General features: G+C 71.7%; 26 protein-coding genes. 16 read left to right on the plus strand and 10 right to left on the minus strand.

Annotated elements, in window-relative coordinates:
• Window positions 1-142: 142 nt before the first annotated feature.
• Window positions 143-613, plus strand: coding sequence for an Lrp/AsnC family transcriptional regulator (locus QNA09_RS07470; protein ID WP_010595839.1), 471 nt, complete (start codon window positions 143-145; stop codon window positions 611-613).
• Between the two features lie 116 nt (window positions 614-729).
• Here the strand turns inward: QNA09_RS07470 and QNA09_RS07475 are convergent, their stop codons facing one another.
• From QNA09_RS07475 to QNA09_RS07485, 3 genes are all read right to left on the minus strand, one after another.
• Complete coding sequence (locus tag QNA09_RS07475; protein ID WP_017681728.1) at window positions 730-1902, minus strand: thiolase family protein; 1173 nt, start codon at window positions 1900-1902, stop codon at window positions 730-732.
• A gap of 93 nt (window positions 1903-1995) precedes the next feature.
• Complete coding sequence (locus QNA09_RS07480) at window positions 1996-2472, minus strand: thioesterase family protein (protein WP_010595841.1); 477 nt, start codon at window positions 2470-2472, stop codon at window positions 1996-1998.
• Window positions 2469-3650, minus strand: coding sequence for a benzoate/H(+) symporter BenE family transporter (locus tag QNA09_RS07485; RefSeq protein WP_119700294.1), 1182 nt, complete (start codon window positions 3648-3650; stop codon window positions 2469-2471). The genes QNA09_RS07480 and QNA09_RS07485 overlap by 4 nt, the downstream gene beginning before the upstream one ends.
• Window positions 3651-3737: 87 nt before the next feature.
• Here QNA09_RS07485 and QNA09_RS07490 point away from each other — a divergent pair, with 87 nt between their 5' ends.
• On the plus strand, window positions 3738-4574 hold the full coding sequence (locus QNA09_RS07490) for a sulfurtransferase (RefSeq protein ID WP_102030809.1): 837 nt from the start codon (window positions 3738-3740) through the stop codon (window positions 4572-4574).
• Between the two features lie 10 nt (window positions 4575-4584).
• On the opposite strand, the gene QNA09_RS07495 is transcribed toward QNA09_RS07490, so the two are convergent.
• From QNA09_RS07495 to QNA09_RS07505, 3 genes are read right to left on the minus strand one after another with little or no spacing between them, the layout of a single operon-like run.
• Window positions 4585-5409, minus strand: coding sequence for a shikimate 5-dehydrogenase (locus QNA09_RS07495; RefSeq protein WP_017681726.1), 825 nt, complete (start codon window positions 5407-5409; stop codon window positions 4585-4587).
• Between the two features lie 46 nt (window positions 5410-5455).
• Window positions 5456-6157: an HNH endonuclease family protein gene (locus tag QNA09_RS07500; RefSeq protein WP_372462642.1), complete on the minus strand. Its 702-nt coding sequence runs from the start codon at window positions 6155-6157 to the stop codon at window positions 5456-5458.
• A gap of 48 nt (window positions 6158-6205) precedes the next feature.
• Entirely contained in the window at window positions 6206-6532 is a 327-nt protein-coding gene (locus QNA09_RS07505; RefSeq protein ID WP_010595846.1) for a hypothetical protein, read from the minus strand.
• A 146-nt stretch (window positions 6533-6678) separates the two neighbouring features.
• On the opposite strand from QNA09_RS07505, the gene QNA09_RS07510 reads away from it, so the two are divergent.
• The 7 genes from QNA09_RS07510 (at window position 6679) to QNA09_RS07540 (ending at window position 15845) form a co-directional block, all read left to right on the plus strand.
• On the plus strand, window positions 6679-9486 hold the full coding sequence (locus tag QNA09_RS07510) for a DEAD/DEAH box helicase (RefSeq protein ID WP_208643868.1): 2808 nt from the start codon (window positions 6679-6681) through the stop codon (window positions 9484-9486).
• Window positions 9483-10241 (plus strand): SWIM zinc finger family protein, encoded by a 759-nt coding sequence (locus tag QNA09_RS07515; protein WP_010595848.1) that lies wholly within the window; start codon window positions 9483-9485, stop codon window positions 10239-10241. Before QNA09_RS07510 ends, QNA09_RS07515 begins: the two co-directional genes overlap by 4 nt.
• A gap of 189 nt (window positions 10242-10430) precedes the next feature.
• Window positions 10431-11936 (plus strand): CoA-acylating methylmalonate-semialdehyde dehydrogenase, encoded by a 1506-nt coding sequence (locus QNA09_RS07520; protein WP_010595849.1) that lies wholly within the window; start codon window positions 10431-10433, stop codon window positions 11934-11936.
• A gap of 13 nt (window positions 11937-11949) precedes the next feature.
• Complete coding sequence (locus QNA09_RS07525) at window positions 11950-13104, plus strand: isobutyryl-CoA dehydrogenase (protein ID WP_119699629.1); 1155 nt, start codon at window positions 11950-11952, stop codon at window positions 13102-13104.
• Window positions 13101-14162, plus strand: a complete 1062-nt coding sequence (locus tag QNA09_RS07530; RefSeq protein WP_040275886.1) for an enoyl-CoA hydratase/isomerase family protein — start codon at window positions 13101-13103, stop codon at window positions 14160-14162. Before QNA09_RS07525 ends, QNA09_RS07530 begins: the two co-directional genes overlap by 4 nt.
• A 1-nt stretch (window position 14163) precedes the next feature.
• Window positions 14164-15072 carry a 3-hydroxyisobutyrate dehydrogenase gene (gene mmsB, locus QNA09_RS07535; RefSeq protein ID WP_010595852.1) on the plus strand — a complete coding sequence of 303 codons (909 nt, stop codon included), beginning with the start codon at window positions 14164-14166 and terminating at the stop codon, window positions 15070-15072.
• Window positions 15069-15845, plus strand: coding sequence for an enoyl-CoA hydratase (locus tag QNA09_RS07540; RefSeq protein WP_010595853.1), 777 nt, complete (start codon window positions 15069-15071; stop codon window positions 15843-15845). The genes mmsB and QNA09_RS07540 overlap by 4 nt, the downstream gene beginning before the upstream one ends.
• 56 nt (window positions 15846-15901) lie before the next feature.
• Here the strand turns inward: QNA09_RS07540 and QNA09_RS07545 are convergent, their stop codons facing one another.
• The gene (locus QNA09_RS07545) at window positions 15902-16429 is read right to left on the minus strand and encodes a MarR family winged helix-turn-helix transcriptional regulator (protein WP_010595854.1); all 528 of its coding nucleotides are present in this window, start codon (window positions 16427-16429) and stop codon (window positions 15902-15904) included.
• A 177-nt stretch (window positions 16430-16606) separates the two neighbouring features.
• On the opposite strand from QNA09_RS07545, the gene QNA09_RS07550 reads away from it, so the two are divergent.
• On the plus strand, window positions 16607-17152 hold the full coding sequence (locus QNA09_RS07550) for a protein-tyrosine-phosphatase (protein WP_010595855.1): 546 nt from the start codon (window positions 16607-16609) through the stop codon (window positions 17150-17152).
• On the opposite strand, the gene QNA09_RS07555 is transcribed toward QNA09_RS07550, so the two are convergent.
• Genes QNA09_RS07555 through QNA09_RS07565 form a run of 3 tightly spaced genes read right to left on the minus strand, consistent with a single transcriptional unit; the run spans window position 17137 to window position 20308 of the window.
• Complete coding sequence (locus tag QNA09_RS07555; protein WP_017681719.1) at window positions 17137-18285, minus strand: sulfotransferase; 1149 nt, start codon at window positions 18283-18285, stop codon at window positions 17137-17139. The two genes, QNA09_RS07550 and QNA09_RS07555, sit on opposite strands and share 16 nt — an antisense overlap.
• Window positions 18286-18344: 59 nt before the next feature.
• A complete protein-coding gene (locus QNA09_RS07560; RefSeq protein ID WP_308072383.1) occupies window positions 18345-19145 on the minus strand; it encodes an SDR family oxidoreductase in 801 nt (266 codons plus the stop codon).
• The gene (locus QNA09_RS07565) at window positions 19142-20308 is read right to left on the minus strand and encodes a hypothetical protein (protein WP_203011616.1); all 1167 of its coding nucleotides are present in this window, start codon (window positions 20306-20308) and stop codon (window positions 19142-19144) included. Before QNA09_RS07565 ends, QNA09_RS07560 begins: the two co-directional genes overlap by 4 nt.
• Before the next feature lie 83 nt (window positions 20309-20391).
• Here QNA09_RS07565 and QNA09_RS07570 point away from each other — a divergent pair, with 83 nt between their 5' ends.
• The 6 genes from QNA09_RS07570 to QNA09_RS07595 all read left to right on the plus strand — a co-directional run bounded on the left by QNA09_RS07570 (window position 20392) and on the right by QNA09_RS07595 (window position 26791).
• Complete coding sequence (locus QNA09_RS07570; protein ID WP_010595859.1) at window positions 20392-21306, plus strand: IclR family transcriptional regulator; 915 nt, start codon at window positions 20392-20394, stop codon at window positions 21304-21306.
• A 179-nt stretch (window positions 21307-21485) separates the two neighbouring features.
• Window positions 21486-22403, plus strand: a complete 918-nt coding sequence (gene cysD, locus QNA09_RS07575) for a sulfate adenylyltransferase subunit CysD (RefSeq protein WP_064066608.1) — start codon at window positions 21486-21488, stop codon at window positions 22401-22403.
• Complete coding sequence (gene cysC / locus QNA09_RS07580; RefSeq protein WP_119699630.1) at window positions 22403-24238, plus strand: adenylyl-sulfate kinase; 1836 nt, start codon at window positions 22403-22405, stop codon at window positions 24236-24238. The genes cysD and cysC overlap by 1 nt, the downstream gene beginning before the upstream one ends.
• Window positions 24235-25350: a 3'(2'),5'-bisphosphate nucleotidase CysQ gene (locus QNA09_RS07585; protein WP_010595862.1), complete on the plus strand. Its 1116-nt coding sequence runs from the start codon at window positions 24235-24237 to the stop codon at window positions 25348-25350. The genes cysC and QNA09_RS07585 overlap by 4 nt, the downstream gene beginning before the upstream one ends.
• A gap of 51 nt (window positions 25351-25401) precedes the next feature.
• Window positions 25402-26397, plus strand: a complete 996-nt coding sequence (locus QNA09_RS07590; RefSeq protein ID WP_010595863.1) for an MBL fold metallo-hydrolase — start codon at window positions 25402-25404, stop codon at window positions 26395-26397.
• A gap of 13 nt (window positions 26398-26410) precedes the next feature.
• Entirely contained in the window at window positions 26411-26791 is a 381-nt protein-coding gene (locus QNA09_RS07595) for a limonene-1,2-epoxide hydrolase family protein (RefSeq protein WP_010595864.1), read from the plus strand.
• Window positions 26792-26816 lie beyond the last annotated feature (25 nt).

Genomic DNA, 26816 nt, shown 5'->3' on the forward strand with positions numbered 1-26816 from the left:
CCGGTCGCCCTCGTGAGGCGCCCCGGACAAACCTGTGTTGTACATCACATGATCCACGCGGGGTGCAGGTGCGCAATCGATCGTCGCGTGATTGTGCAGCAAGCACGGTTTCGGGGGGTCCGGCGCTGTCATACTGCGAAACATGACCAGTCTCGATGCCACCGACGCCCGGATGCTGCTCGAGCTCGCGCGCACCCCGCGGGCGACCGGGGTGGAGTTGTCCCAGCGTCTCGGGCTGTCCCGGAACACGGTGCAGGCACGGCTCGCGCGGTGGGATGCGGAGGGGGTTCTCGGCTCGTTCGAGCGCCGGGTGGATCCGCGGGCGCTCGGCTACCCGCTGGCCGCGTTCGTCGCGACCCGGGTCGATCAGCACCGGCTCGACGCCGTCGTCGCGGCCCTCGGGCAGATCCCGGAGGTCACCGAGGTGTACGGCATGACGGGGCAGACGGACCTGTCGGTGAAGGTGGTCGCGCGGGACGCCGACGATCTCTACCGGCTGGCCGGGCAGATCCTCGAGATCCCCGGTGTCGAGCGCACCAACATGGCGCTGGTGATGCGCGAACTGGTGGGTCCGCGCACGGCGCCGCTGCTCGAGCGGCTCGCACAGCGCTGAAGCGCCCTCTGCACAGCGCTGAGGCGTCTTCTTCTGCACAGCGCTGAGGCGTCTTCTTCTGCACAGCGCTGAGGCGCCTTCCGGGACCGAACCCGGAAGGCGCCTCGGCGTGCGGGCTAGAGGATTTCGTAGATCGTGGCGTTGGCGGTGCCCCCGCCCTCACACATGGTCTGCAGACCGTAGCGGCCGCCGGTGTGGCGCAGGTGGTGGATCAGGGTCGCGGCGAGACGACCGCCCGAGGCGCCGAGGGGGTGGCCGAGGGCGATCGCGCCGCCCAGGGGGTTCAGCTTCTCGCTCGGTGCGCCGGTCTCGCGCTGCCATGCGAGCGGCACGGAGGCGAAGGCCTCGTTGACCTCGAACGCGTCGATGTCGCCGAGCGAGAGTCCCGACCGCTTCAGCGCCAGGGCGGTGGCCGGGATCGGACCGGTGAGCATCTTGACCGGGTCGTCGCCGGTGACGACGGCGGTGTGCACGCGCGCGAGCGGCGTCAGCCCCAGAGCCTTCGCCTGCTCCGACGTGGTGATCAGCAGCCCGGAGGCGCCGTCGGAGATCTGCGACGCGTTGCCGGCGGTGACCACGCCGTTCTCCCGGAAGGGGGCCTTCAGGCCGGCGAGCTTGTCGACGGTGGAGCCGCGCCGGATGCCCTCGTCGGAGTCGATCACGGTGCCGTCCGCCAGCGTGTAGGGCGCGATCTCGTCCGCGAACCGGCCCTCGTCCTGGGCCCGGGCGGCACGCTCGTGCGAGCGGACGGAGTACTCGTCGAGTTCGGTGCGCGAGATGCCCCACTGCTCGGCGATGATCTCGGCCCCGACGCCCTGGTTGAAGCGGCCGTTGAAGCCGGGCGCGGTGAGCTCGTCGGCGTACCGTTCGCGCGCCGGGCCGCCCATCTGCCCGGTGCCTTCGGGCGCGGAGGAGCCGAGCGGGATCGCGGACATGATCTCCACGCCGCCGGCGACGACGAGGTCGGCCTGGCCGGAGATCACCGCGGCGGCCGCCGTCGAGACGGCCTGCTGGGACGATCCGCACTGCCGGTCGATGGTGAAGCCGGGCACCGACTCCGGCCAGCCCGCACCGAGCACCGCCATGCGGCCGATGTTCCCGGACTGCATGCCCACGGACTGCACGGTGCCCCAGTGCACGTCGTCGACGAGGCTCGGGTCGATGCCGGTGCGCTCGGCGAGGGTGCGCAGGACGTGGGCGGACAGCTCGACGGCGTGAACGCCGGACAGGCCGCCGCCCCGCTTGCCGATGGGGGTGCGGACGGCTTCGACGATGACTGCATCGCGCATCTTCGGATCACTCTCTGTCGGGGACGTGCGGATGCCCCGGAGTGTAATCCGGTAGATGAATATGATGCCAAGCGGATGCTTGGTGGGTGGGAACTACTCCGCCGGGGGCGTCACCAGTTGCGCGACCGCCTTCTTGATCTCCTTGGGGATCGCCACGGGACGTCGCGTGCGGGTGTCGACGTACACGTGCACGAACCGCCCGGTCGCAGCCGCCTGCAGACCCCCCTCGCCGTCCTCCCGGAAGATCGCCAGCGAATAGGTCACGCTGCTGGTTCCCAGCCGCTCCACCGCCAGGCCCACGCGCAGCCGGTCCGGGAACGACAGCTCCGCCAGATACCGGCACGACGTCTCCGCGACCACGCCGATCGCGTCCAGCTCCCGGATGTCGACCCCGGTCGTGGCCATCAGCCACCCGTTGACGGCCGAGTCGAAGTACGAGTAATAGGTGACGTTGTTGACGTGGCCGTAGTGGTCGTTGTCCGCCCACCGGGTCTGCATCGGCCACAGGACCGGAAACCGGGCGGGAACGGGTGGGTCGGCGGCGGGCGTCGTCGGCTGGCGGTTCGTCACCGTCCTGACGATAGTCCCACGCGGACGGCAAGTCCGACCATCAACGCCCAGAATGCCGATCCGATACCGAACATGCTCCAACCGGACGCCGCGACCAGGAACGTCACGACCGCTGCTTCGCGTTCCGGCGCGTCGCGCAGAGCCGAGGCCAGCGCCCCGCCGAGCGTCGCGAGCAGGGCCAACCCGGCCACCGCCTCCACCACACCGTCGGGCGCCGTCGCCACGACCGTCGCGAGCCCGGTCGAGCACACCGCCAGCGCCAGGTAGGACCAGCCCGCGCACCACGCGACCACCCATCGGCGCGCCGGGTCGGGCTCGGCCTCGGGCGCCGCCGCCAGCGCGGCGCTGATCGCGGCGAGATTGATCGCGTGCCCACCGGCCGTCGCTCCCGCGACGGTGCCGAGCCCCGTGACCGTCATCGCCGCCCGCCACGGCGTGGCGTAACCGAACGAGTCGAGCACGGCCGTGCCCGGGATGTTCTGCGACGCCATCGTCACGATGTAGAGGGGGAGGGCGATGCCGAGCAACGCCTGCCACGTCCACGCCGGGGCCGTGAGCTCGAGCGCCGGCACCAGCTCCCGCGCCGCCGGCGCGGTTCCCGAGCGCACCAGATGGATCGCGACGACCACGGCCGCGGCCCCGAACGCCCCCGGCACCGCCCAGCGTGGCCGCAGCCGCTGCAGCACCAGCCACGTCGCCACCACCGGCAGGATCGCGGCGGGCGCGTCCATCACGCCCTCGACCGGGGCGAGGCAGAGCGGCACGAGAATCCCGGCGAGCATGGCCTGCGCCAACGATGCGGGGATCGCCGCGATCAGCGCGCCGAGGCGCGGCCACAGCCCCGTCAGGACGATCGCGGCGCCCACGACGACGAACGCGCCCACCGCCGCCGGCCAGCCGCCCGCCACCACGCCGGTGCCCGCGAGCAGCGCGGCGCCCGGCGTGGACCACGCGAGCGTGATCGGCGTGCGGAACCGCCGTGCCAGCCACAGGATGCCGAGACCCTGGGTCAGGCAGAGCGCCGACAACCCCGAGGCCGCCTGCGACGGCGACGCCCCCACCGCCTGCAACCCCGTCAGCACCACCGCGAACGAACTGGTGAACCCGACGAGAGCGGTGACGACGCCCGCCCCGAGCGGCCGGGTGAGCGAGTCGGGACGACTGGGCGCGGGGGGCATCGGACACGGGCGGCAATTCTGCCGCAGCGGACCGGCACCGCCCGCGCCGCCCGGCACCGCCCGCGCCGACGTGTCAGGATCGGGGGCATGGTTGCCGATCCCGTGCTGATGACCGTGGACGAGCTGGCCGGCCTCGTCGAGGCGGGCACGCCTCCGGTGCTGCTCGACGTGCGATGGTCGCTCGAGGACCCGGACGGCGAGGACCGCTACCGCGAAGGCCACATCCCCGGAGCGGTGTACGTCGACCTCGCCACCGAACTCGCCGACCGCGGATCCCCCGGCCGCGGCCGGCACCCGCTGCCCGACGTCGCCCGGCTGCAGGACCATGCCCGCCGGTGGGGGATCGACAACGGCGACACCGTCGTCGTCTACGACGACACCGGGGGCCTTGCCGCCGCCCGCGCCTGGTGGCTGCTGCGCTGGGCGGGTCTGAAGGACGTGCGCCTGCTCGACGGCGGGCTGCCGCTGTGGACGGCGACGGGCCGTGCTCTGGCGGCGGGCCCCGGCGAATTCGTCGAGTCCGGCTCGGTGACCCTGCGCGGCGGCTACCTGCCCACGGTCGACATCGACGAGGCCGGGCGATACCCCGCGCGGGGAACCCTGCTCGACGCGCGAGCCGCCGCGCGCTACCGCGGCGACGAGGAGCCGGTCGACCCGCGCGCCGGGCACATCCCCGGCGCGGTCAGCGCCCCCGCCACGGACAACCTCCGGGCGGACGGCACGTTCCGATCCGCCGAGGAACTCGCCGCACGATTCACCGCACTGTGCGGGGACCGTCCCGTCGCCGTGTACTGCGGGTCCGGGATCACCGCGACCCACGACATCGCGGCACTGGCCGTGGCGGGTATCGAGGCCGCGCTGTTCCCGGGGTCGTGGTCGCAGTGGTGCCAGGACCCGGCCCGGGAGGTCGCCACCGGGGCGTGAGGACCCGCGATCACCCCTGCGAGCGGGAGAACTCCGACGCGCGGCGCACCTGCTCGGGCGTCGGGGTCACCCCGGTGTACAGCGCGAACTGCTGCGCCGCCTGCAGGGCGATGACCTCGGCGCCGGTGATCACCGGCAGCCCGTGCGCGCGGGCCGCACGGATCAGTGGTGTCTCGGGGGGCATCGCCACGACGTCGAACACCGTCGACGCGGCGGCCACCGCGGCCGCGGGGAACGGCAGCTGCTCCGATTCGCGACCACCGGTCATCCCGACGGGGGTGGCGTTGACGAGCAGTCCCGGCGTGCGTCCGTCGAGCTCGGTGCGCCAGTCGAACCCGTACTGCCGAGCCAGGGCGGCTCCCGTCTCCTCGTTGCGGGCGATCACCGACACGTCGGTGAACCCGCTGTCGCGCAGGGCCGCCACGACGGCCTTGGCCATCCCGCCGCTGCCCGCGACGGCCGCCGGCATCCCCGGGTCGACCTCGTGCTCGCGGAGCAGGTCCGCCACCGCCTGGTAGTCGGTGTTGTAGGCGTGCAGCACGCCGTCCTCGTTGACGATCGTGTTGACCGACTCGATGGCGCGCGCCGAGTCGTGCAGCTCGTCGATCAGCGGAATCACGGCCTCCTTGAACGGCATCGACACCCCGCACCCCCGGATGCCGAGGCCGCGGATCCCTGCCACGGCCGACGGCAGGTCGGTGGTGGTGAACGCCTTGTACACGTAGTCGAGGCCGAGCTCGTCGTAGAGGTAGTTGTGGAAGCGGGTGCCGATGTTGCTCGGCCGTCCCGACAGCGAGATGCACAGACGGGTGTCCTTGGTGATGCGCGAGAGCATGCGTGCCACGCTAGTTCCCGTCGCGAGGACGCGGGGCACGGCGCTTTCAGCACGCGGCGATCGTCGCCGCCAGCGCCTCCCGGTCGGCCGCCGTGATCGGCAGCCCGTACCGCACCGCCACCGACAGGTACTTGCCCGCGAACCAGCAGCGGTACGCCACCGCGGGCGGCAGCCACTCGGCCGGGGTGTGATCGCGCTTGTCCTGATTCGCCGGCCCGTCCACCGCGATCAGGTTGAAGGCGACGTCGTTGGCGAACTGCCGGCGCCGCTCGACCGGCCACTCCGCCGCACCGAGGTCCCACGCCGCCGCCAGGGGATAGATGTGGTCGATCTGCACGGCCCGGCCCTCGGCGCGACGGAACTCGAGCCGGGCACCGGTGTAGGGGTCGGACAGCGTGCCCGACAGCACGATGCAGTCGCCGGTGCCGGGCCGGAACGCCACGTCGCGCAGATCCCGGGCGAGCACGTTGTTGCGGGTGTCGCACCCGTCGCGCCCACCCGGGCCCGGATGATCGTCCGACCACGCCTCCCCGAACACACATCCCTCGCCCGGCCCGCACCCGCGCTCGTACCCCGGCACCTGCGGCCGGTGCGGCACCACCGCCGCCCGCGCCAAGAGTTGTTCGAGCGCGCCGCGTGCGGGGCTGCCCGGTGCCGGTGGCGCGTTCGACTCGATCCGGTCCCACCCCCACGACACGGCGATCGCGACCGCCACCACCAGCCCCCAGAAAACTGCGCCCCCTCGCACGCGGACATTCTCACCGATCGCCCCGACAGCGCCGGCGCCGGCGCCGGCTCAGCCGTCGGTCGTCAACGGAAACCGGACCGCGTGGATGGATTCGATGGTGCGGCCGTCGTGCCCGACGATCCACGACCCGCCGTGCTGCTTGCACTCGGCGACCCGGTCGAACACGGTCAGCAGGAAGAACACCGCCTGCTCCGCGGTCGTGGTGGCGGCGAGCCGATGGGACTCACCGTGTTTCGTTCCGTCGAGCCACACGCCGCACTGTCCGTCGAGTCGCATCGCGGTGACGTGCTCGGAGTCGACGAACGCGTACTTGACCTGCTCCCACGGGGTGTGGGCGCTGTAGGTCTGCTCGAGGACCTGGATCATGATCGACATCGCAGTCTCCTGGTGGGTGCACCTGCAGCCCAGTGTCCTCCGGGGGCCCGGCCCGATCCAGGGTCGATCGTCCCCGGCGCACGCCCGCTCGTCCCGCGCCCCGGCCTGCGCCGGCGGTGTCGGGCACGACTGGCACCATGGTGGGCATGCTGCACGGGTTGTGGTCACCGGGGGCGGGCCTGATGCTGTGGCGCGACGACGAGCACCCGGCCGACGACACACCGGCTGTCCTGCGCCGATGGATCGACCGCCCGTTCCGGCACCGCGTCGAACTGCGACTGCCCGGCGACGACGCACCGCGGCCGCTCCCCGCGGTGGCGATCGCGCCTGCCGACGCCGCGGAGCTGCTGCTGGCGTTGCCCCGGCACGCCGAGACGGTGGCCGGGGACCTGCGGTACCTCGCCCACGTCGCCCGCGGCATCGAGCGGTGGGCACAGGCCGGGCGGGTGGCCCCGGAACTGCACCGCGCCGACGGGCAGTGGTGGGCGCGGTGGCGCCTGCTCGGCGGCGACCGGATCCGAGCCTGGACGGCCGAGCTGTCCGCCGCGATGCCGCCGGTGCAGCGGCAGGCCGGGCGGCCCGCGGCGCTGCTCGACGACCTCGTCACCGAACTCACCGATCCGATCACCCGGTCCCTGATCGGCAACGTCGGTACTTCCCTGCACCCGTTGATCGCGGCCCTGGCCGAGGGGCAACCGCACCACAGTGGCACCCAGCGCATGGCCGACGCACTGGACGAATGGCGGTCCTCGCTCGCCGGAAACGAGCCCGACCTGGTGCTGCGACTCGTCGAGCCGGAAGACGACGAGGACGAGGCCATCGGCGCCGACACCCTGTGGCGGCTCGAGGTGTGTCTGCGCTCGGAGGGACAGGCACCGGCGCCGGTGCCGGTGGACGGCTCCGACGCGCAGCTGCTGCAGATCGGGATCCGCAAGCTCGGCGCTGCCCTGAAGGCGTATCCGCGGTTGCAGGACGTGCCGCGCGACCCGGACAGCCTCGACCTGTTGCTGCCGACCGGGGTGGTGACAGATCTGGTGGAGCACGGCGGCCGAGCACTGGCGGACGCCGGCGTGGCGCTGCTGCTGCCCCGCGCCTGGGCGCGGCTCGAGCCGTCGCTGCGGCTGCAGGTGTCCTCGCCGGTGGCGCCCGTCGCCGCCGAGGACGACACCGTCGGCATGAACGCGCTCGTCTCGTTCGACTGGCAGCTCGCCGTGGGCGACATGCTGCTCACCCCCGCCGAGATGGAACGGCTGATCGCGGCCAACAGCGACCTGGTCAAGCTGCGCGGCAAGTGGGTGCAGGCGGATCCGCTCGCGCTCGCCCGGGCCGCCCGCTACGTCGCCGGCCAGGGCGCGACGGACGCGACGCTGGCGACGTTGTTCGGCCGGTTCACCGGCGACGAGCCACCACCGGTGGAGGTCACCGACGTCGCCGCGACCGGCTGGGTCGCGACCCTGCTCGACGGGCAGGTCCGGCCCGAGGCGGTGCCGTCCCCGCCCGGCCTGCATGCGACCCTGCGCCCGTACCAGCAGCGCGGCCTCGAGTGGCTGGCGTTCATGAGCGGCCTCGGGCTCGGCGCCGTGCTGGCCGACGACATGGGTCTCGGCAAGACCGTGCAGGTGCTCGCGCTGCTCGCCCACGAACGGGCCGGCGACGTCGCCACCGATCCGACGCTGCTGGTGTGCCCGATGTCGGTGGTGGGCAACTGGCAGCGCGAGGCCCAGCGGTTCGTGCCGGGCCTGCGCGTGCACGTCCACCACGGCCCGGCGCGGCTGCGCGACGCCGCCCTGGCCGCGGCGGTCGCCGACAGCGACCTGGTGATCACGACGTACGCGCTCGTCGCGCGGGACGTGACGCAGTTGCGGTCGCTGCGGTGGGGCCGGGTGGTGCTCGACGAGGCCCAGCACGTGAAGAATGCCGCGACCGCGCAGTCCCGCGCGACGCGGGCGGTCCCCGCGCGGCACCGCATCGCGCTCACCGGCACCCCCGTCGAGAACCGGCTCGAGGAGCTGCGCTCGATCCTCGACTTCGCCAATCCCCGCCTGCTCGGTTCGCCGGCGACGTTCCGCGCCCGGTTCGCCGTTCCGATCGAGCGGGAACGCGACGCGGCGGCCGCCGCGCGGTTGCGGGCGCTCACGTCGCCGTTCGTGCTGCGCCGCGTCAAGACCGACCCGTCGGTGATCTCGGATCTGCCGGAGAAGTTCGAGCAGACGGTGCGGGCCAATCTCACCGCCGAGCAGGCGGCGCTGTACCGGGCGGTGGTCGACGAGATGATGCGGCAGATCCGGGACAAGGAGGGGATGGCCCGCAAGGGCGCGGTGCTCGCCGCGCTGACCCGGCTCAAACAGGTGTGCAACCATCCGGCGCACTACCTGGGCGACGGCTCCGGGGTGCTGCGCCGCGGCCGGCACCGGTCGGGCAAGCTCGGGCTGGTGGAGGACATCGTCGAGTCGATCCTCGCCGACGGCGAGAAGGCCCTGCTGTTCACGCAGTTCCGGGAGTTCGGCGACCTGATCGCGCCGTATCTGGCCGAGCGCTTCGGCACCACGGTGCCGTTCCTGCACGGCGGCGTGTCCAAGGGCCGGCGCGATGCGATGGTCGCCGCGTTCCAGGGCGACGACGGTCCGCCGATGATGCTGCTCTCGCTCAAGGCCGGCGGTACCGGTTTGAACCTGACGGCCGCGAATCACGTGGTGCACCTGGATCGTTGGTGGAACCCGGCGGTGGAGAACCAGGCCACCGACCGGGCGTTCCGCATCGGCCAGCGCCGCGACGTGCAGGTCCGCAAGCTCGTGTGCGTCGGCACCCTGGAGGAGCGGATCGACGAGATGATCTCGGGGAAGCAGGAATTGGCGGAGCTCGCCGTGGGAGCCGGCGAGAACTGGATCACCGAGCTGTCCACCGAGCAACTGCACTCGCTGCTGTCCCTGGGCGACGAGGCGGTGGGCGAATGAGCCCGGCGGGCGGGTTCGATCGCTACGGCAAGCGCCGGCGGGTCGTCGGCGGCATCGAGGCGCGGACCAAACGCGGCTCGATCGGACGCACCTGGTGGTCGAAGGAGCTGGTTGCGGCGATGGAGCAGGTCGCCGACAAGGGCCGGCTCGCGCGGGGCCGGACCTATGCCCGGTCGGGTCAGGTGGTCTCGATGCGGCTCGAGCCCGGCGCGGCGGTGGGGGAGGTGCAGGGCAGCCAGCTGCGCCCGTTCACCTCGACGGTGACCATCCGCACCCTCGACGAGGACGCGGTCGCGGACCTGATCGACCGGGTGCGGTCCGCGCCGGGCATGCTGGTCCGGCTCGCGGGGGGTGCGCTGCCGGAGGAGCTGGGTCCGCTGCTGCTCCCGCGGCGTGCCGGTGAGCTGGACTTCGATTGCACCTGCCCGGACGACGGGTGGCCGTGCAAGCACGCGGCGGCGGTGGCCTACCTGCTGGCCGAGCACGTCGACGAGCAGCCGCTGGCGGTGCTCACCCTGCGCGGGGTCGACCTGAGCACGGTGATCGGTGGGGTGGACGAGGCCGAGGCCGGCGACGAGGATTTCTACGGGAACGAGATCCGGTTGCCGGATCTGCCGGCCGAGCCGTACCGGCCCGCGCCCGAGGATCTCGATCCGACGCTGCTGCGCCGGGCGCTGCGGGCGGGCGGCACGGACGAGTCGGTCGTCCTCCGCGGCACGTCGGACCTCGAGGAGATGTACCGGCGGCTGCGATAGGCCGCTCCGCGGCCCGTGCGTCCTTTGGGCGGCTGGGGCAGCCCAAAGGAGACACCGGCGGCGAAGCCGCCTATGGACATACATGGACTTCCAACTATAGGATGAGCACACATTGCTGGGGGTGCCGCCCGCTGCCCCCGATCATCCCACCGAAACACCAGAATTCGACCAGTTAGGACGGATCCGGACATGAGCGTTCGAGAACTCACCCACTTCGTCGGGGGCAAGCACATCCCCGGCGCCTCCGACCGGTTCGCCGACGTCTTCGACCCCAACACCGGTGAGGTGCAGGCCCGCGTTCCCCTCGCCGACGTCGCCGAGACCGAGGCCGTCATCGCGAACGCCGTCGAGGCGCAGAAGGAATGGGCGGCGTTCAACCCGCAGAAGCGCGCCCGGGTGCTGATGAAGTTCCTGCAGCTCGTGCAGGACGACATGGAGAACCTGGCCCGGTTGCTGTCCTCCGAGCACGGCAAGACCGTCGCCGACGCCAAGGGCGACATCCAGCGCGGCCTCGAGGTGATCGAGTTCGCCACCGGCATCCCGCACCTGCTCAAGGGCGAGTTCACCGACTCCGCCGGCACCGGCATCGACGTCTACTCGATGCGCCAGCCGCTCGGCGTCGTCGCCGGCATCACCCCGTTCAACTTCCCCGCGATGATCCCGCTGTGGAAGGCCGGCCCGGCCATCGCGTGCGGAAACGCGTTCGTGCTCAAGCCTTCCGAGCGCGACCCGTCCGTGCCGCTGCGCCTGGCCGAGCTGTTCATCGAGGCCGGGCTGCCCGCCGGCGTGTTCAACGTCGTCAACGGCGACAAGACCGTCGTCGACGTGCTGCTCACAGACGAGCGCATCAAGGCCGTCGGCTTCGTCGGCTCCACCCCGATCGCCCAGTACATCTACGAGACCGCCGCCGCCCACGGCAAGCGCGCCCAGTGCTTCGGCGGCGCCAAGAACCACGCGATCGTCATGCCCGACGCCGACATGGACCAGGTGGCGGACGCCCTCGTCGGCGCCGGCTACGGCTCCGCCGGTGAGCGCTGCATGGCGATCTCCGTCGCCGTGCCGGTCGGCGAGGAGGCCGCCGATGCGCTCGTCGCCAAGCTCACCGAACGCGTCGGAAAGCTGAAGGTCGGCCGCAGTGACGACCCGAACGCCGACTTCGGCCCGCTGGTCACCGCCGAGGCGCGCCAGCGGGTGCACGACTACATCCAGTCCGGCATCGACGAGGGCGCGCAGCTCGTCGTCGACGGGCGCGACTTCGTGCTCGAGGGCCACGAGAACGGCTTCTTCTCCGGCGCCACCCTGTTCGACAACGTCACCCCCGAGATGAAGATCTACCGCGAGGAGATCTTCGGCCCCGTCGTGATCGTCGTCCGCGCGCACGACTACGAGGAGGCCCTGCGGCTGCCCTCGGAGCACGAGTACGGCAACGGCGTGGCGATCTTCACCCGCGACGGCGACACCGCCCGCGACTTCACCAACCGTGTCAACGTCGGCATGGTCGGCGTGAACGTGCCCATCCCGGTGCCGATCGCGTACCACACCTTCGGCGGCTGGAAGCGGTCCGGCTTCGGCGACCTCAACCAGCACGGACCGGACTCGATCCGCTTCTACACCAAGACCAAGACGGTCACCCAGCGCTGGTTCTCCGGCGTCAAGGAGCACGCGGATCACTTCGTCATCCCGACGATGGACTAGGCAGAGGTAGCAGATGTTCACCCTCACCGACGACGACCGGGCGATCCGCGACACCGCCCGCGACTTCGCCGCCGAGTTCCTCGCCCTGAACGCGGTCGAATGGGACCAGAACAAGCACTTCCCGGTCGACGTCCTGCGCAAGGCCGCGGCGCTCGGCATGGGCGGCATCTACGTCCGCGAGGACGTCGGCGGGTCGGGCCTGCGCCGTCTCGACTCCGTCCGGATCTTCGAGGAACTCGCCAAGGGCTGCCCGTCGATCGCCGCGTACATCTCCATCCACAACATGGTCACGTGGATGATCGACCGGTTCGGCAACGACGAGCAGCGCCGCCGCTGGGTCCCCGGACTGTGCACGATGGACCAGCTCGCCAGCTACTGCCTGACCGAGCCCGGCGCCGGCTCCGACGCGGCGGCCCTGAGCACCAGGGCCGTCCGCGACGGCGACGAGTACGTCCTGACCGGCGGCAAGCAGTTCATTTCCGGCGCCGGCACGTCGGACGTGTACGTGGTGATGGCCCGCACCGGTGAGCCCGGCCCGCGCGGCATCTCCGCGATCATCGTCCCGAAGGACACCCCCGGGCTGTCCTTCGGTGCCAACGAGAAGAAGATGGGCTGGAACGCCCAGCCCACCCGTCAGGTGATCTTCGACGGCGCCCGCGTGCCCGCCGAGAACCTTCTCGGCGAGGAGGGCAGCGGCTTCCGCATCGCCATGCACGGGCTCAACGGCGGCCGGCTCAACATCGCCGCGTGCTCGGTCGGTGGCGCCCAGGCCGCGCTCGACAAGACCGTCGGATATCTCGCCGAGCGCAAGGCGTTCGGCGAGCGGCTGCTCGACTCGCAGGCCCTGCAGTTCCGGCTCGCCGACATGCGCACCGGCATCGAGGCCTCCCGCACGCTGCTCTGGCGCGCCGCCGACGCCCTCGACCGGGGTGCCGACGACGTCGTCGAGCTGTGCGCGATGGCGAAGCGGTTCGCCACCGACGCCTGCTTCGACGTCGCCAACGACGCGCTGCAACTGCACGGTGGTTACGGCTATCTTGCCGAGTACGGACTCGAGAAGATCGTGCGGGATCTGCGCGTACACCAGATCCTCGAAGGAACCAACGAGATCATGCGGGTGGTCGTCGCGCGCAGCGTGGTGGCCGCGGCGCAGAACGGAGCGAAATGACCGAGACGGAAGACGTCCTCGTCCGGGTCTCCGGCGGCATCGGCCGGATCACCCTCAACCGGCCCAAGGCCATCAACGCCCTGAACTACGACATGGTGAAGGCGATGGCCGCCGCGCTCGACGAGTGGGCCGGGGACGACTCGGTCCGCGCGGTCGTCGTGGACGGGGCGGGGGAGCGCGGCCTGTGCGCCGGCGGCGACATCGTCTCGATCTACCACGACGCCCGCGACGGCGGCACCGGCTCGCAGGACTTCTGGCGCGACGAGTACATCCTCAACGCCGCCATCGGCCGCTACCCGAAGCCGTACGTCGCGATCATGGACGGCATCGTCATGGGCGGCGGCGTCGGGATCGCCGCCCACGGCAACGTCCGGATCGTCACCGAACGCTCCACGATCGCGATGCCCGAGGTGGGCATCGGCTTCGTCCCCGACGTGGGCGGCACCTGGCTGCTCTCGCGCGCCCCGGGCGAGCTCGGCACCCACCTCGCGCTGACCACCGGTCGCATGAAGGCCGGCGACGCCATAGCCCTCGGTTTCGCCGACCATTTCGTGCCGTCCGAGGCGCTCGACAAGTTCGTCGCCGCCCTCGAATCCGGCACGGTCGACGAGGCGCTCGCCGAATTCGCCCGACCGGCCCCGGAGTCGCCGCTGCTCGCGCAGCGCTCCTGGATCGACGCCGCCTACTCCGCGCCGACCGTCGAGGAGATCGTCGCCCGCCTGCAGGCCGCAGAGGAGCCCGAGGCCCACGCGGCCGCCGAGCAGATCCTCGGCAAGTCGCCCGTCGCGCTGAAGGCGACCCTGCGCTCGGTGCGGCACGCCCGCGAACTCGGCAGCCTCGAAGAGGTGCTGAACGAGGAGTACCGGGTCTCGCTGGCGTCTCTGCGCTCGCACGATCTCGTCGAGGGCATCCGCGCGCAGGTGGTCGACAAGGACCGCAACCCGGCGTGGTCGCCGGCGACCCTCGCCGACGTCACCGACGCCGACGTCGACGCGTACTTCCAGCCCCTCGGCGAGCTCGAACTCGGCCTCGCCGCACCCGAGAAGGAAACCGCCTGACATGAGCACTCTGCCGAACGTCGCCTTCCTCGGTCTCGGCCACATGGGCGGGCCGATGGCCGCGAACCTCGTCAAGGCCGGCTACCCGGTCACCGGCTACGACCCGGTGCCCGCCGCCCAGGAACAGGGCCGCGCCGACGGACTCACGATCGTCGAGTCCGCGACCGACGCGGTCCGCGACGCCGACGTCGTGATCACCATGCTGCCCAACGGTGCCCTCGTGCTGAAGCTGTACGACGAGGTCCTGTCGGCCGCTCGGCCGAACACCCTGTTCGTCGACAGCTCCACCATCGACGTCGCCGACGCCCGCGCCGCCCACGAGAAGGCGGTGCAGGCCGGGCACCGCGCGATCGACGCGCCCGTCTCCGGCGGTGTCGCGGGCGCCGCCGCCGGCACCCTGGCCTTCATGGTCGGCGGGTCGGAGGAGGACTTCGAGGCCGCGAAGCCGCTGCTCGAGGTCATGGGCCGCAAGGTCGTGCACTGCGGCGGGTCCGGCGTCGGCCAGGCCGCCAAGATCTGCAACAACATGATCCTCGGCGTGTCGATGATCGCGATCAGCGAGGCCTTCGTCCTCGGTGAGAAGCTCGGCCTGACCAACCAGGCCCTCTTCGACGTCGCGTCCAACGCCTCCGGCCAGTGCTGGGCGCTGACCAGCAACTGCCCGGTGCCCGGCCCGGTGCCCACCACCCCCGCCAACAACGACTACCAGCCCGGGTTCGCCGCCGCGCTCATGGACAAGGACCTCGGCCTGGCCGCGAATGCGTTGCGCGCCAACAACGTCGACGCCGAGTTGGGTCTGCGGGCCGCGGAGATCTACCACCGGTTCAACACCTCGGGTGGCGGCGGGCTGGACTTCTCGGCCATCATCACCGAGATCCGCAACCGCTCGACAGAACAGGAAACCCAGTGACGGACTTCGAGACGATCCTGCTCGACCGCAAGGACCGCGTCGGCATCATCACGCTCAACCGGCCCAAGGCGCTCAACGCCCTCAACAGCCAGCTGATGCGCGAGGTGGTGGCGGCCGTCGAGGAACTCGACGCCGACGCCGGCATCGGTGCCATCCTGCTCACCGGATCCGAGAAGGCGTTCGCCGCGGGCGCGGACATCAAGGAGATGGCGCCGAAGACGTTCTCCGAGGTGTACGCGGAAGATCTGTTCTCCCAGTGGGATCGGCTCTCGTCGATCCGGAAGCCGATCGTCGCCGCCGTCTCCGGGTACGCCCTCGGCGGCGGCTGCGAACTGGCGATGCTGTGCGACTTCATCATCGCCTCGGACACCGCCAAGTTCGGCCAGCCCGAGATCAAGCTCGGCGTCATCCCCGGCATCGGCGGCTCGCAGCGGCTCACCCGCGCCGTGGGCAAGGCCAAGGCGATGGACATGTGCCTGACCGGCCGGAACATGGACGCCGAGGAGGCCGAGCGGGCGGGCCTGGTCTCGCGCGTCGTGCCGGCCGCGGAACTGTTCGACGTGGCGCTCGAGGCCGCGACCACGATCGCGTCGATGTCGCTGCCCGTCGCGATGATGGCCAAGGAAGCGGTGAACCGGTCCTTCGAGACCACCCTCGCCGAGGGCGTGAAGTTCGAACGCCGGGTGTTCCACTCGACGTTCGCCACCGCCGACCAGAAGGAAGGCATGGCCGCGTTCGTCGAGAAGCGTGCACCGAAGTTCGAGCACGCCTGATCGTCCGAAACACACCGGGGCCGTTCCGCACTCGTGCGGAACGGCCCCGGTGTGTTTCACCAGCGGCTGGGCTCGCCGCCGGTGTCGAAGTCGCCGGCGTCGTGGCGCAGGCCCGCCAGGATGCGCAGCAGCGTCTCGAGCTGATCGTCGGGCACGCCGGGGCGCGCGAACACCTCGGCGTTGAGCTTCTCGGTGGTCGCGACGGCCAGCGCGCGTCCCTCGTCGGTCAGTTCCACCAACGTCGCGCGACGGTCGCTCGGGTGCGGGGTGCGGCGCACCAGACCGGCGGTCTCGAGCCGGTCGACGGCGTTCGTGACGCTGGTCGGGTGGACCTGCAGGCGGGCGCTGGCCTTCGCCATCGGCAGCGCCCCGGTCCGGGTGAAATGCAGCAGCGTCAGCAGCTCGTACCGGGCGAAGGTGAGCCCGAACGGTTTGAGGACCTCCTCGACCCGCGCCATCATGATCTGCTGCGCGCGCATCACCGAGGTCACCGCGGCCATGCCGTCCGCGACCTCGCCCCAGCCGTGGGCCGTCCACTGGCGGTGGGCCTCGGCGATCGGATCGAGCGGTAGCGGTGCGGGCATACGTCGATCATCCCACGTGGTGCCGCGTGGAGGTGACGCGGACACAGCTTCCGCGCCCCGCGCGGCCGGCCGCCGAGGGTGAACGACACGCAACGGCCGGAACAACGTCGCATGAACCCGCGAGGACATCCAAATGTGGCCGCCCGCCGCTCGATTCGCGACGGCTAGAGTGCGCGCGTGCACATCCTGTTCGTCTGCAGCGGCAACGTCTGCCGGTCCGTGATCGCGGAGCGGCTGACGCGGGCGTACGCGTGCGAGTCCGGGTGGGCCGACCTGACCGCCGAGAGCGCCGGCACCCGGGCCCTCGTCGGGTATCCCGTCGAGCCGCGGGCGGCCGCGGTCATCGCCGGACTCGGTGCGGATGCGAGCGATTTCCGCGCCCGCCGGGTGACCGCCGCGATGGTCGACGGCGCCGACCTGGTCCTGACCATGAGCGAGGAGCAGCGCGACCGCGTGTCCGGCCTGGTCGCCGGCGCCGCGGCGAAGTCGTTCACCCTCACCGAGGCGCACCGCATCGCGACCGTCACCGGCGCGGCGACGGTCGCGCGGCTCGATGCCTGCCGGGATCCGAGCGGCGCGGCCCGGACCCCGAACATTCCCGACCCGATCGGCCTGTCCGCGCCGGTGTTCGTCGAGACCGGGGACCTGATCGCCGCGGCGCTGTTCCCGCTGCTCGACGTCCTCGCCGGCGCGGCGGTCGCCGTCGGTCAGCGGCAGGCGTAGTCCCCGAATCGTTCGTCCACCTCGGCCGCGCTCAACCCGAAGTCCTCGAGCCGGTAGCGGTGCGCCGGCCGGCGATCCCCGCTGCGGCTCTCGGCGTGCAGCGCGGCCATCGCCTGCTCGGCGCCGGCGGTGAGCCGGATGCCGAGCCGGTCGTAGACCGCGCCCACCGTGCCGAGGGGATCGGCGACGAAGTCGCGGTAGTCCACGTCGACGAACCGGTCCGGGTCGTGCCGGCGCCGGGCCGCCTCGAAGGTGTCGAACCCGCGCGCCCACAGCTCGAGCTGGCTGCGCCCGATGCGCTCGCCGCGGAAGGTGTGCGACCAGCCGTCGGTGGCGTGCGCGGCCAGGCTGCACACCGACGGGATCACGGTGCGCGGGTCGCGGTGGGTGACGACGATCAGCGCGTCGGGGTAGACGGTGAGCAGTTCGTCGAGGGCGAACAGGTGGCTCGGGTTCTTCAGGACCCAGCGCTTGTCGGCGTCCGGCAGCCCGATCAGCTGCAGGTTCCTGCGGTGCCGGGCGTACGCGCCGGTCCAGTCCTGCTGCGCGAGCCACCGCGAGTAGGTGGGCAGATGCGCGAGGCATTCGTACGACACCGACCGGAAGGACTGTCGCAGCAGCTGCCAGCACTCCTCGACCTCGCCCGCGGACATGTAGTGCACGCCCATGAACTCGGGGTGCTCGACGTGATGCTGCGCGAATCCCGCTTCGAGCGCGGCGAACGCCGGGTTCTGGGGCCACGTCTCGCGCGGGGGCCGGGGCTGCGGCATCTCCGTCAGCCACATCTCGAGTCCCTGGTGGGCGGGGTCGGCGGTGAGCAGGCGGTGCAGGGCGGTGGTGCCGGTGCGGGGCAGCCCGGTGACGAAGATCGGGCGCTCGATCGTCACGTCGGCGTGTTCGGGGTGGGCACGCCAGGCCGCCTCGCTCAGCAGGCGGGCGACGAGGGCGCCGCGCAGGAACACCCGCGACATCTTGCTGCCCAGCGGGGTGAGCTGCTCGTCGCGCGCATACGAGTCGAGCAGGACGCCGAGGGCGTCGGTGTAGTCGTCGTCGCCGAAGTCGGTCAGGCCGGTCAGCCGGGTCGCGGAGGCGTGCAGGTCCTCGACGGTGCCGACGCTGGTGCGCTCGGTCATGGATCTCCGATCCCCGTGCGCGGTTTCGGTAGCAGTGGCTACCGAAACCGCGCACGGCTTCAGTGGTGGTATTCGCCGCAGTTCACGTCCAGGCACTGGCCGGTGACGGCCCGGGCCAGGGGGGAGGCGAGGAAGATCACGGTGTCGGCCACATCCTCGGTGGTGGGCAGACGCCCGAGATCGGTGCCGGCCGCGGTGTGCTGATAGATCTGCTCGACGGTGGTGCCGTACTTGTCCGCCTGGTGCTCGAAGTAGCCCTTCAGCGTCTCACCCCAGATATAACCGGGGGCAACGGAATTGACGCGGATGCCCTGGGGGCCCAGTTCGGTGGCGAGGGACTGCGACATCGCCAGCAGGGCGGACTTGGCGAGCTTGTAACTGCCGTAGCGCTCCTGCGAATGCCGCAGCACCATCGAATTGATGTTCACCACCGAGCCCTTCGTCCCGGCCAGGGCCTCGGTGAACAACTGCGTCAGGCGCAGCGTCCCGAGGACGGTGAGTTCGATGCTGTCGCGGATCTGCTGGAAGTCGGTGCGGGCCAGCGGCTTCATCGAGGGCACCGAGAACGCGTTGTTGACCAGCGTGTCCACCCGGCCGAACTCGCGGAGGGTCGTCTCGACGAGCCGGGACGCGGAGTCGGTGTCGGCGATGTCGGTCGGGACCGCCAGGGCCCGTCGGCCCCGGGCCGTGACCTCGGCCGCGACGTCCTCGAGGCGGGCGGTCGTTCGGGCGGCGAGGACGACGTCGGCCCCGTGCTCGGCGCACCGCACCGCGAGAGTGCGGCCGAGTCCCGGCCCGACACCGCTGACCACGACGACCTGTCCGGCGAGCAGGGGGTTCGGGGTGGTCACGGCGCTCACCCGAGCATCCGGTCGGCGATCGCGGTCTGGCGGGCGGCAATCCGCCCGGACCACTGCTCCGGCGTGACGCGGTTGTGGTCGAGGAACGGCAGTGCGGCCGGCACGTCGTCGAACGGGACCACCTCGGCGGTGGGGCTGTCCGCGGCCGTGAGTTCGCGGGCGAGCCGTTGCCAGCGGAACTGCAGGAACCCGCGGCTGCGGCCCAGGGTCTCGACCCAGTTGGCGACGCCGGGGTTGCGGGCGGAGACGACCATGCGGATCATCCCGTCCGGATCCACTTGGGCCTGCGCGTTGTTCAGCGACGTCTGGTGGTGGACGTAGTCCAGGGAGATGTACCAGAGGCTGCCCAGCTGGAAGCCCTGGTAGGGCGCGTCGGAGGCGGGGACGGTGAGGATCATCGCCTCGTCGTCGCCCAGATCGAAGTGCCCGACGGACGAGTACTGCGTGGCCAGGCCACCAGGCGTCGGCCGCGGAGCGGTGACCGTGTTGACCGGCAGGTCGAGGTAGAACCACTGCGGGAACTGCAGCCACGTCTGCACCCGCGACACCAGCGCTTTCCCGGCGCGCCGGTAGCGGGCGGCGGCATCGTCGTGCGTCGGTTCGGGCGGCGGGGTGCCGAGCGCATCGACCCGGTCGATGCGCAGGGTGCCGCGCCGCTGGGACCAGTCGCTGTAGACCTCTCGCACGACGAGCTGCGACGAACCGGGGGTGAGGGTGAAGTAGTTGTTCGCGGGGTCGGCGGGCCCGGGGCCGAACCGCGCCTCGAAGGTGCCGTCGTCGGCGACGTGCAGTTCGCGGTCGTCGAATGCGGTGACGTTGCCGGGCACCTGGGCGTCGGTGTAGTTGCCGGCGAGCACCTGGAAGCTCAGGTCGCAGGTCGTGCCGCGACGGCCGGTGACGACGTACTCGGCGTCGTCGCGGATGCGCGCACCCCAGTAGAGGGTGTCGGGGTTGTCGAGCCCCATCTTCGTGTAGGGGCCCGTGCCGGTGACGAACGTGGGATGGGACGCCTCGACGGCCCACGCCGAGTGCACGCATGCGGCGATCCCGCCGGCGAGGTAGCGGTACCCCTCGATCAGGTCCTGCTCGGTGCGGATGTGCGGCGCCGTCGCGACGAGCTTTTCGGCCTCGGTGATGGCGGACGTGAGCGGATCGGTGAGCACACGATCTCCTTGCGGTTCAAATATGTACCGGTGCGGTAGGCTCCTGGTGCAGCGACGATAGAACGTGTTCCAAGGAGGCGTCAATGACCGAGGCCCCCGCGCCGTCGACCGCGCGGCGTTCGCCACCGACCGAGCGGGTCGTGCAGGTCCTGGACCACCTGGTGGCGCATCCGGAGGCCCGGTTCGGGCTCTCCGAGCTGGCGCGCCGGCTGGGGATGAGCAAGCCGACGTGCCTGGGCATCCTGACCGCCCTGACGGACGCCGGCTACCTGATGCGTCATCCCGCAGACCGGTCGTACGGGCTCGGTCCCGCGCTGATCGTCGCGGGCCGGGCTGCGCAGCGCGGCTTCGCCGTCGGTCCCGTCACCCACCGGCACCTGGCCGCGCTCGGCGCCGAGTTCGGCGCCACCTGCGCCGCGTCGGCCGTCGTGGGCGACCGCATCGCCGTCCTCGACGTCGCCGGGCCCGATCCGGCCGGCGCCGGGGCGAGGGTGGGGGAGGTGTATCCGTTCGCGCCGCCGGTCGGGTTGATGTACGTGCTGTGGGACTCCGACGAGCGGCTCGAGCAGTGGCTCGCACGGGAACCGACGCTTCCGGTGCGGCTGGACCGGGACCGCCTGCGTGACGTGGTCGACGAGTGCCGCGCCGCCGGGTACCTGGTCGAGTCGCTCACGGCCGGTGGCCGGCGGTTGCATGCGCTGATGGCGGGGGTGGCGGCGCACGACCTGCCGGCGGAGCTGCGCGAACTGCTGGGGGAGATGGTGTCCAGCCTGGGGGAGCGCGTGCTGCTGGCCGGGGCGGAACCGGACGATGCCGAGCACCCGGTGAACCTGCTCGCCGCCCCCGTCCACGACGCGGACGGGCGGCAGTCGGTGGTGCTCACCCTCCACGTGGGTGCGACGCTGACCAATCGGGAGATCGCCCGGCGCGGGGTGGCGCTCGTGGCCACCGCCGAAGCCGTCACGCGCGAACTCGGCGGGCGTCGCCCGCCCCGATGACGGCCGAGGCCGCCGCCGGTGCGTCCTTTGGGCTGTCCCCGCCGCCCAAACGACACACCGGCGGCGCAGCCGCCCAGCGGGGGCGTTGACCCGGAACTGAAACTCGTTCTATCGTTCGGGGCGAACCTTTCGACCGAGCCGGTACATATTTGGACCGGCGCTCGTGAGCTGGAGCCCCGATGACCCTCACGCCGTCGTACGAACTGCCCCTGCTGCGCGCCCTCGAGGCCGAGTCCGTGCACATCTTCCGGGAGGTCGCGGCCACCTTCGAGCGTCCCGTGGTGCTCTTCTCCGGCGGCAAGGACTCGGCGGTGATGCTGCACGTGGCGGCCAAGGCGTTCTGGCCGGCGCCGATCCCGTTCCCCGTGCTGCACATCGACACCGGCCACAACTTCCCCGAGGTCCTCGCCTACCGCGACGCCGAGGCGGCCCGGCGCCGGGTGCGGCTGCTGGTCGCGTCGGTGCAGGACGACATCGACGCCGGCCGGGTCGTCGAGGACGTCGGTCCGCATGCGAGCCGTAACCGGCTGCAGACCCGGACGTTGCTGCGTGCCCTCCGCGAAGGCGGATTCGACGCGGTGTTCGGCGGCGCCCGCCGCGACGAGGAGAAGGCCCGCGCCAAGGAGCGCGTGTTCTCCTTCCGCGACGAGTTCGGGCAGTGGGACCCGAAGGCGCAGCGCCCCGAGCTGTGGCAGCTGTACAACGGCCGGCACCGTCGCGGCGAGCACATCCGCGTGTTCCCGCTGTCCAACTGGACCGAGCTCGATGTCTGGAACTACATCCGCGACGAACGCGTCGAGCTGCCGCCGCTCTACTACGCCCATCGGCGACCCGTCGTCGAGCGCGACGGAATGCTGCTGGCGCTCAACGAGTTCCTCACCCTCCTGTCGGGCGACGAGCCGCGTGAGGCGCTGGTGCGGTTCCGCACGGTCGGCGACGCCACCTGCACGGGCTGCGTCGAATCCACCGCCGCCACCCCCGACGAGGTCGTCGCCGAGGTCGCGGTCAGCCGCGTCACCGAGCGCGGCGCCACCCGCGCCGACGACCGCATCTCCGAGGCCGGGATGGAAGACCGCAAGAAGGAGGGCTACTTCTGATGACCCGGTTGCTGCGCATCGCCACCGCCGGCAGCGTCGACGACGGCAAGTCCACGCTGATCGGCCGGCTGCTCCACGACTGCAAGGCCGTGCCCGAGGATCAGCTCGACGCCGTCGCCCGCACCAGCCGCGAGCGCGGCATGGACACCCCCGACCTGGCGCTGCTCACCGACGGGCTGCGGGCGGAGCGGGAACAGGGCATCACCATCGACGTCGCCCACCGCTACTTCTGCACCCCGCACCGCGCCTTCGTCGTCGCCGACACTCCCGGCCACGAGCAGTACACCCGGAACATGGTCACCGGCGCCTCGACCGCCGACCTCGCCCTCATCCTCGTCGACGCCCGCAAGGGGGTCGTCGAGCAGACCCGCAGGCACGCCTTCCTCGCCAGCCTGCTCGGCGTCCCCCATCTGGTGCTGTGCGTCAACAAGATGGACCTGGTCGACTGGTCGCAACAGCGCTTCGACGAGATCTGTGCCGAATTCTCCACGTTCGCAGCCAAACTCGACATCCACGACCTGACCTTCGTGCCGGTCTCGGCGCTGCTCGGCGACAACGTCGTCCACCGCACCACCGTCATGACCTGGTACGAGGGCGCCTCGCTGCTGCACCGTCTCGAGCAGGTGCACGTCGACTCCGATCGCAACCTCATCGACGCGCGCTTCCCCGTCCAGTACGTGATCCGTCCCGGTCACGGCGAGCACCGCGACTTCCGTGGTTACGCGGGCACCGTCGCGAGCGGGGTCTTCGCCCCCGGCGACGAGGTGCTGGTGCTGCCCTCGGGCTACGGCACGCGGGTGCGCGCCGTCCACGGCCCGGGCGGCGACCCGGTGCCGAGCGCCTTCGCGGGCAGCGCCGTGTGCCTCGAGCTCGAGGACGACCTCGACGTGGGACGCGGCGACATGCTGTGCCGCCCCGGGAACCGGCCGCTCGTCGGGCACGAGCTCGACGCGATGGTGTGCTGGCTCGCCGAGGGCCCCGGCCTCGTGCCCGACGCCACCTACACCCTGCTGCACACCACCAACGCCACCGCCGCGCAGGTGGTCCGGCTCGACTACCGGCTCGACGTGACCACCCTGCACCGCGACGGGACGGCACGGTCGTTGACGCTCAACGAGATCGGACGGGTCCAGTTGCGGACTCGCCGCCCCGTCCTGTTCGACCCCTACCGGCGCAACCGGACCACCGGAAGCTTCGTGCTCGTCGACGACGCGACCGGCAGCACCGTCGCGGCCGGGATGATCACCGGCCCCACCCTCGCCGCGGCCCCCGTCGTGTGGCACGCGGCGGAGGCGACCCGCGCCGAACGTCTCTCGCGGGGGGCGACGGTGTGGCTGACCGGCCTGTCGGCGTCGGGCAAGTCCAGCGTCGCCGCGGCGCTCGAGCGGCGTCTGCTCGCGGCCGGAGTGCCGGCCTACCGGCTCGACGGGGACAACCTGCGGCACGGCCTCAACTCCGATCTGGGTTTCGGTCCGCAGGACCGCGCGGAGAACGTCCGTCGGGTGGGTGCGGTGGCACAGCTGATGGCCGACGCGGGGCTGGTGACGATCTGCGCGCTCATCAGCCCGTACCGGTCCGACCGCGACCGGATCCGCGAGCAGCACCGGCAGGCCGGGCTGCCGTTCCTCGAGGTGTTCGTCGACACCCCCCTCGCCGACTGCGAAGCCCGGGACCCGAAGGGCATGTACGCGCGGGCCCGGGCCGGGGAGATCACCGGATTCACCGGCGTCGACGACCCCTACGAGCCGCCCACCGGTCCCGAGCTGGTGCTGCGGCCCCAGGACGGCGATCCGGTCGCGCAGGCCGGACTGATCATGGAATTGTTGGCCCCATGACCGATGACGCCGTCCTCGCCACCGAGATCGCCACCGCTGCAGGAGAACTGTTGCTGACCGTCCGCGCGGCCGAGGCCGACGCGCTCACCGGTCGCGAACTCGGCCGCCACGGCGACCGCGCCGCCGACGCCTTCATCCTCGGCCGGCTCGCCGCCGAACGCCCCGCCGACGCGGTGCTGTCGGAGGAATCCGCCGACGACCCGGCTCGGGTGCATGCGAAGCGGGTGTGGATCGTCGACCCCCTCGACGGATCCAAGGAGTACGGCATGCCGGACCACGAGGACTGGGCCGTGCACATCGCCCTGTGGGAGGCCGGCCGCGGCATCACCGCCGCCGCGGTCGCGCAGCCGGCGGTGGGCGCCGTCTACGGCACCGCGGACGTCGGGCGTGCCGAACTGCGGCCGCTGGGCGGCCGACGGCCCCGCATCGTCGTCAGCGGGAGCCGGCCGCCGGTGTTCGTCGCGGACGTCGCCCGCGCCCTCGGCGCCGACGTGGTGCGGATGGGTTCCGCCGGGGCCAAGGCCATGGCCGTGGTGCGCGGCGACGTCGACGCGTACGTGCACGCCGGCGGGCAGTGGGAGTGGGACTCCGCGGCGCCGGTGGGGGTCGCGCAGGCGGCGGGGCTGTACTGCGCCCGCATCGACGGCAGCGAACTCGAGTACAACCGCCCCCACCCCTACATGCCGGATCTGGTGATCTGCCGACCGGACTGGGCGCCGGCCCTGATGGCGGCGATCGCCGAGCATGCCGGCGCCCCCACCGACAGTGCCCGGGTCGCGATGGCCCGCTCCTACATCCGTTCCCTCGTCAGTCACGACGCGTCGCATGTCCGGCTTGCGGCCGACGCGTGGCGGGTCGAGAACGGCGTGCGCACCGGCGACACCGGCGTCGAGATCCGGGACCGTCTCGAGCACGGCCCCGAGTACCGCCCGATCCGGCGGGTGCGGGAGCTGACGTTCCGCGAATGGGACGACAACGTCGTCGCGCGGTTCCTGCTCGACCTCGACGCCGGGGACACCGCCCTCACGGTGGCGGTCACCGAGCACTTCGCCATCCCCGCGGGGGAGATCCGCTCGATCGTGGCGATCATCGAGCCGCACGAACACAAATAGTTTACTGTTTGTGTTCATAGACGAGCTAACGATCTAGTGCCTGGAGGACCCATGGACCACGCCCGCGACATCGGCGACGGCATCTTCCGCATCCCCGTGCCGGTCGGCGACCTGCCGGTCGGCGACACCCAGGTGTACGCGATGGAGTCGCCGCGCGGACTGGTCCTCGTCGACGTCGGCTGGAACGACGACACATCCTGGACCGCGCTGCAGGACGGTCTCGCTTCCGTCGGTGCCTCCGTCGCGGACGTCGAGGGAGTGGTCGTCACGCACTTCCACCCCGACCACGTCGGCCTGACCGGCCGGATCCGGGAGGCGTCGGGCTGCTGGGTCGGCATGCACGAGGACGACTTCGGCCAGCTCGCCCTCATGACCTCCGACGACGGCAACGCCGAGTGGGAGGCCGAGCAGTGGCGCCGCGCCGGCGCCCCGGACGAGCAGATCGTCACCTATCTCGAGCGGGCGAGCGGGGAACGCGCGACCGGCAAGCCCGACGTCCACCCCGACCGCAAGCTCGCCACCGACGAGCGGATCGCGCTCGCCGGCCGCACCCTGCGCACGGTGTTCACCCCCGGGCACACGCCCGGCCACGCCTGCTTCTACCTCGAGGAGCACGACATCCTCTTCAGCGGCGACCACGTCCTCGCCACCACGACCCCGCACGTGGGCGACTTCGACTTCCCGCTCGCCGAACGCGACGCCCTCGGCGAGTTCATCGACTCGCTGCGCGCCGTCGGCACGCTCCCGGCGCGGCGCACCCTGCCCGCGCACCGGCAACCGATCGACGACCTCGCGGCCCGCACCGGCGCTCTTGTCGAGCACCACGAACGACGCCTCGACGACCTGTACGCCGCCTTCGGCGACGAGGAGCTGACGCTGTGGCAGGCTGCCGAGCGGATGACGTGGTACCGCCCCTGGGACCAGACTCCGCCCACGGGCAAGCAGATGGCGCTGTCCGAGGCGTCGGCGCACGTGCGGCACCTCATCGAGCGAGGCCGCGCGCGCCGGGTCCCGGGCACCGACCCGGCGCGTTTCGCCCGGGCCTGACGGAAGGAACCGTATGACCCCCGACGAGCTCGTCACCGAATTCTGCCGCCGCTGGGCCGATCCCGACCCGGCCGTGCTCGCGTCCTACTTCACCGACGACGCCGTGTACCACAACATTCCGATGGAACCGGTGCGTGGGCGCGCGGCGATCGAGGAGTTCATCGCCGGGTTCGTCGCCTCGTTCGGCGGCATCGATTTCCGCATCCGGCACCAGGCCGTCCACGGCGGTGTGGTGCTCAACGAGCGGGTCGACGTGTTCACGCTCGGGGGGCGGACCGTGGAACTGCCGGTGATGGGGGCCTTCGAGGTCGTCGACGGCAAGATCGCCGGCTGGCGCGACTACTTCGACCTGGCGCCGATCACCGCGGCGGCGCAGCAGGATCCGGCGGGCTGATACCCGGTCTCGCGGTCGTCGGCCG

This window comes from Rhodococcus sp. AH-ZY2 (genome assembly GCF_030916465.1).
Taxonomy (GTDB): Bacteria; Actinomycetota; Actinomycetes; order Mycobacteriales; family Mycobacteriaceae; genus Rhodococcus; species Rhodococcus ruber.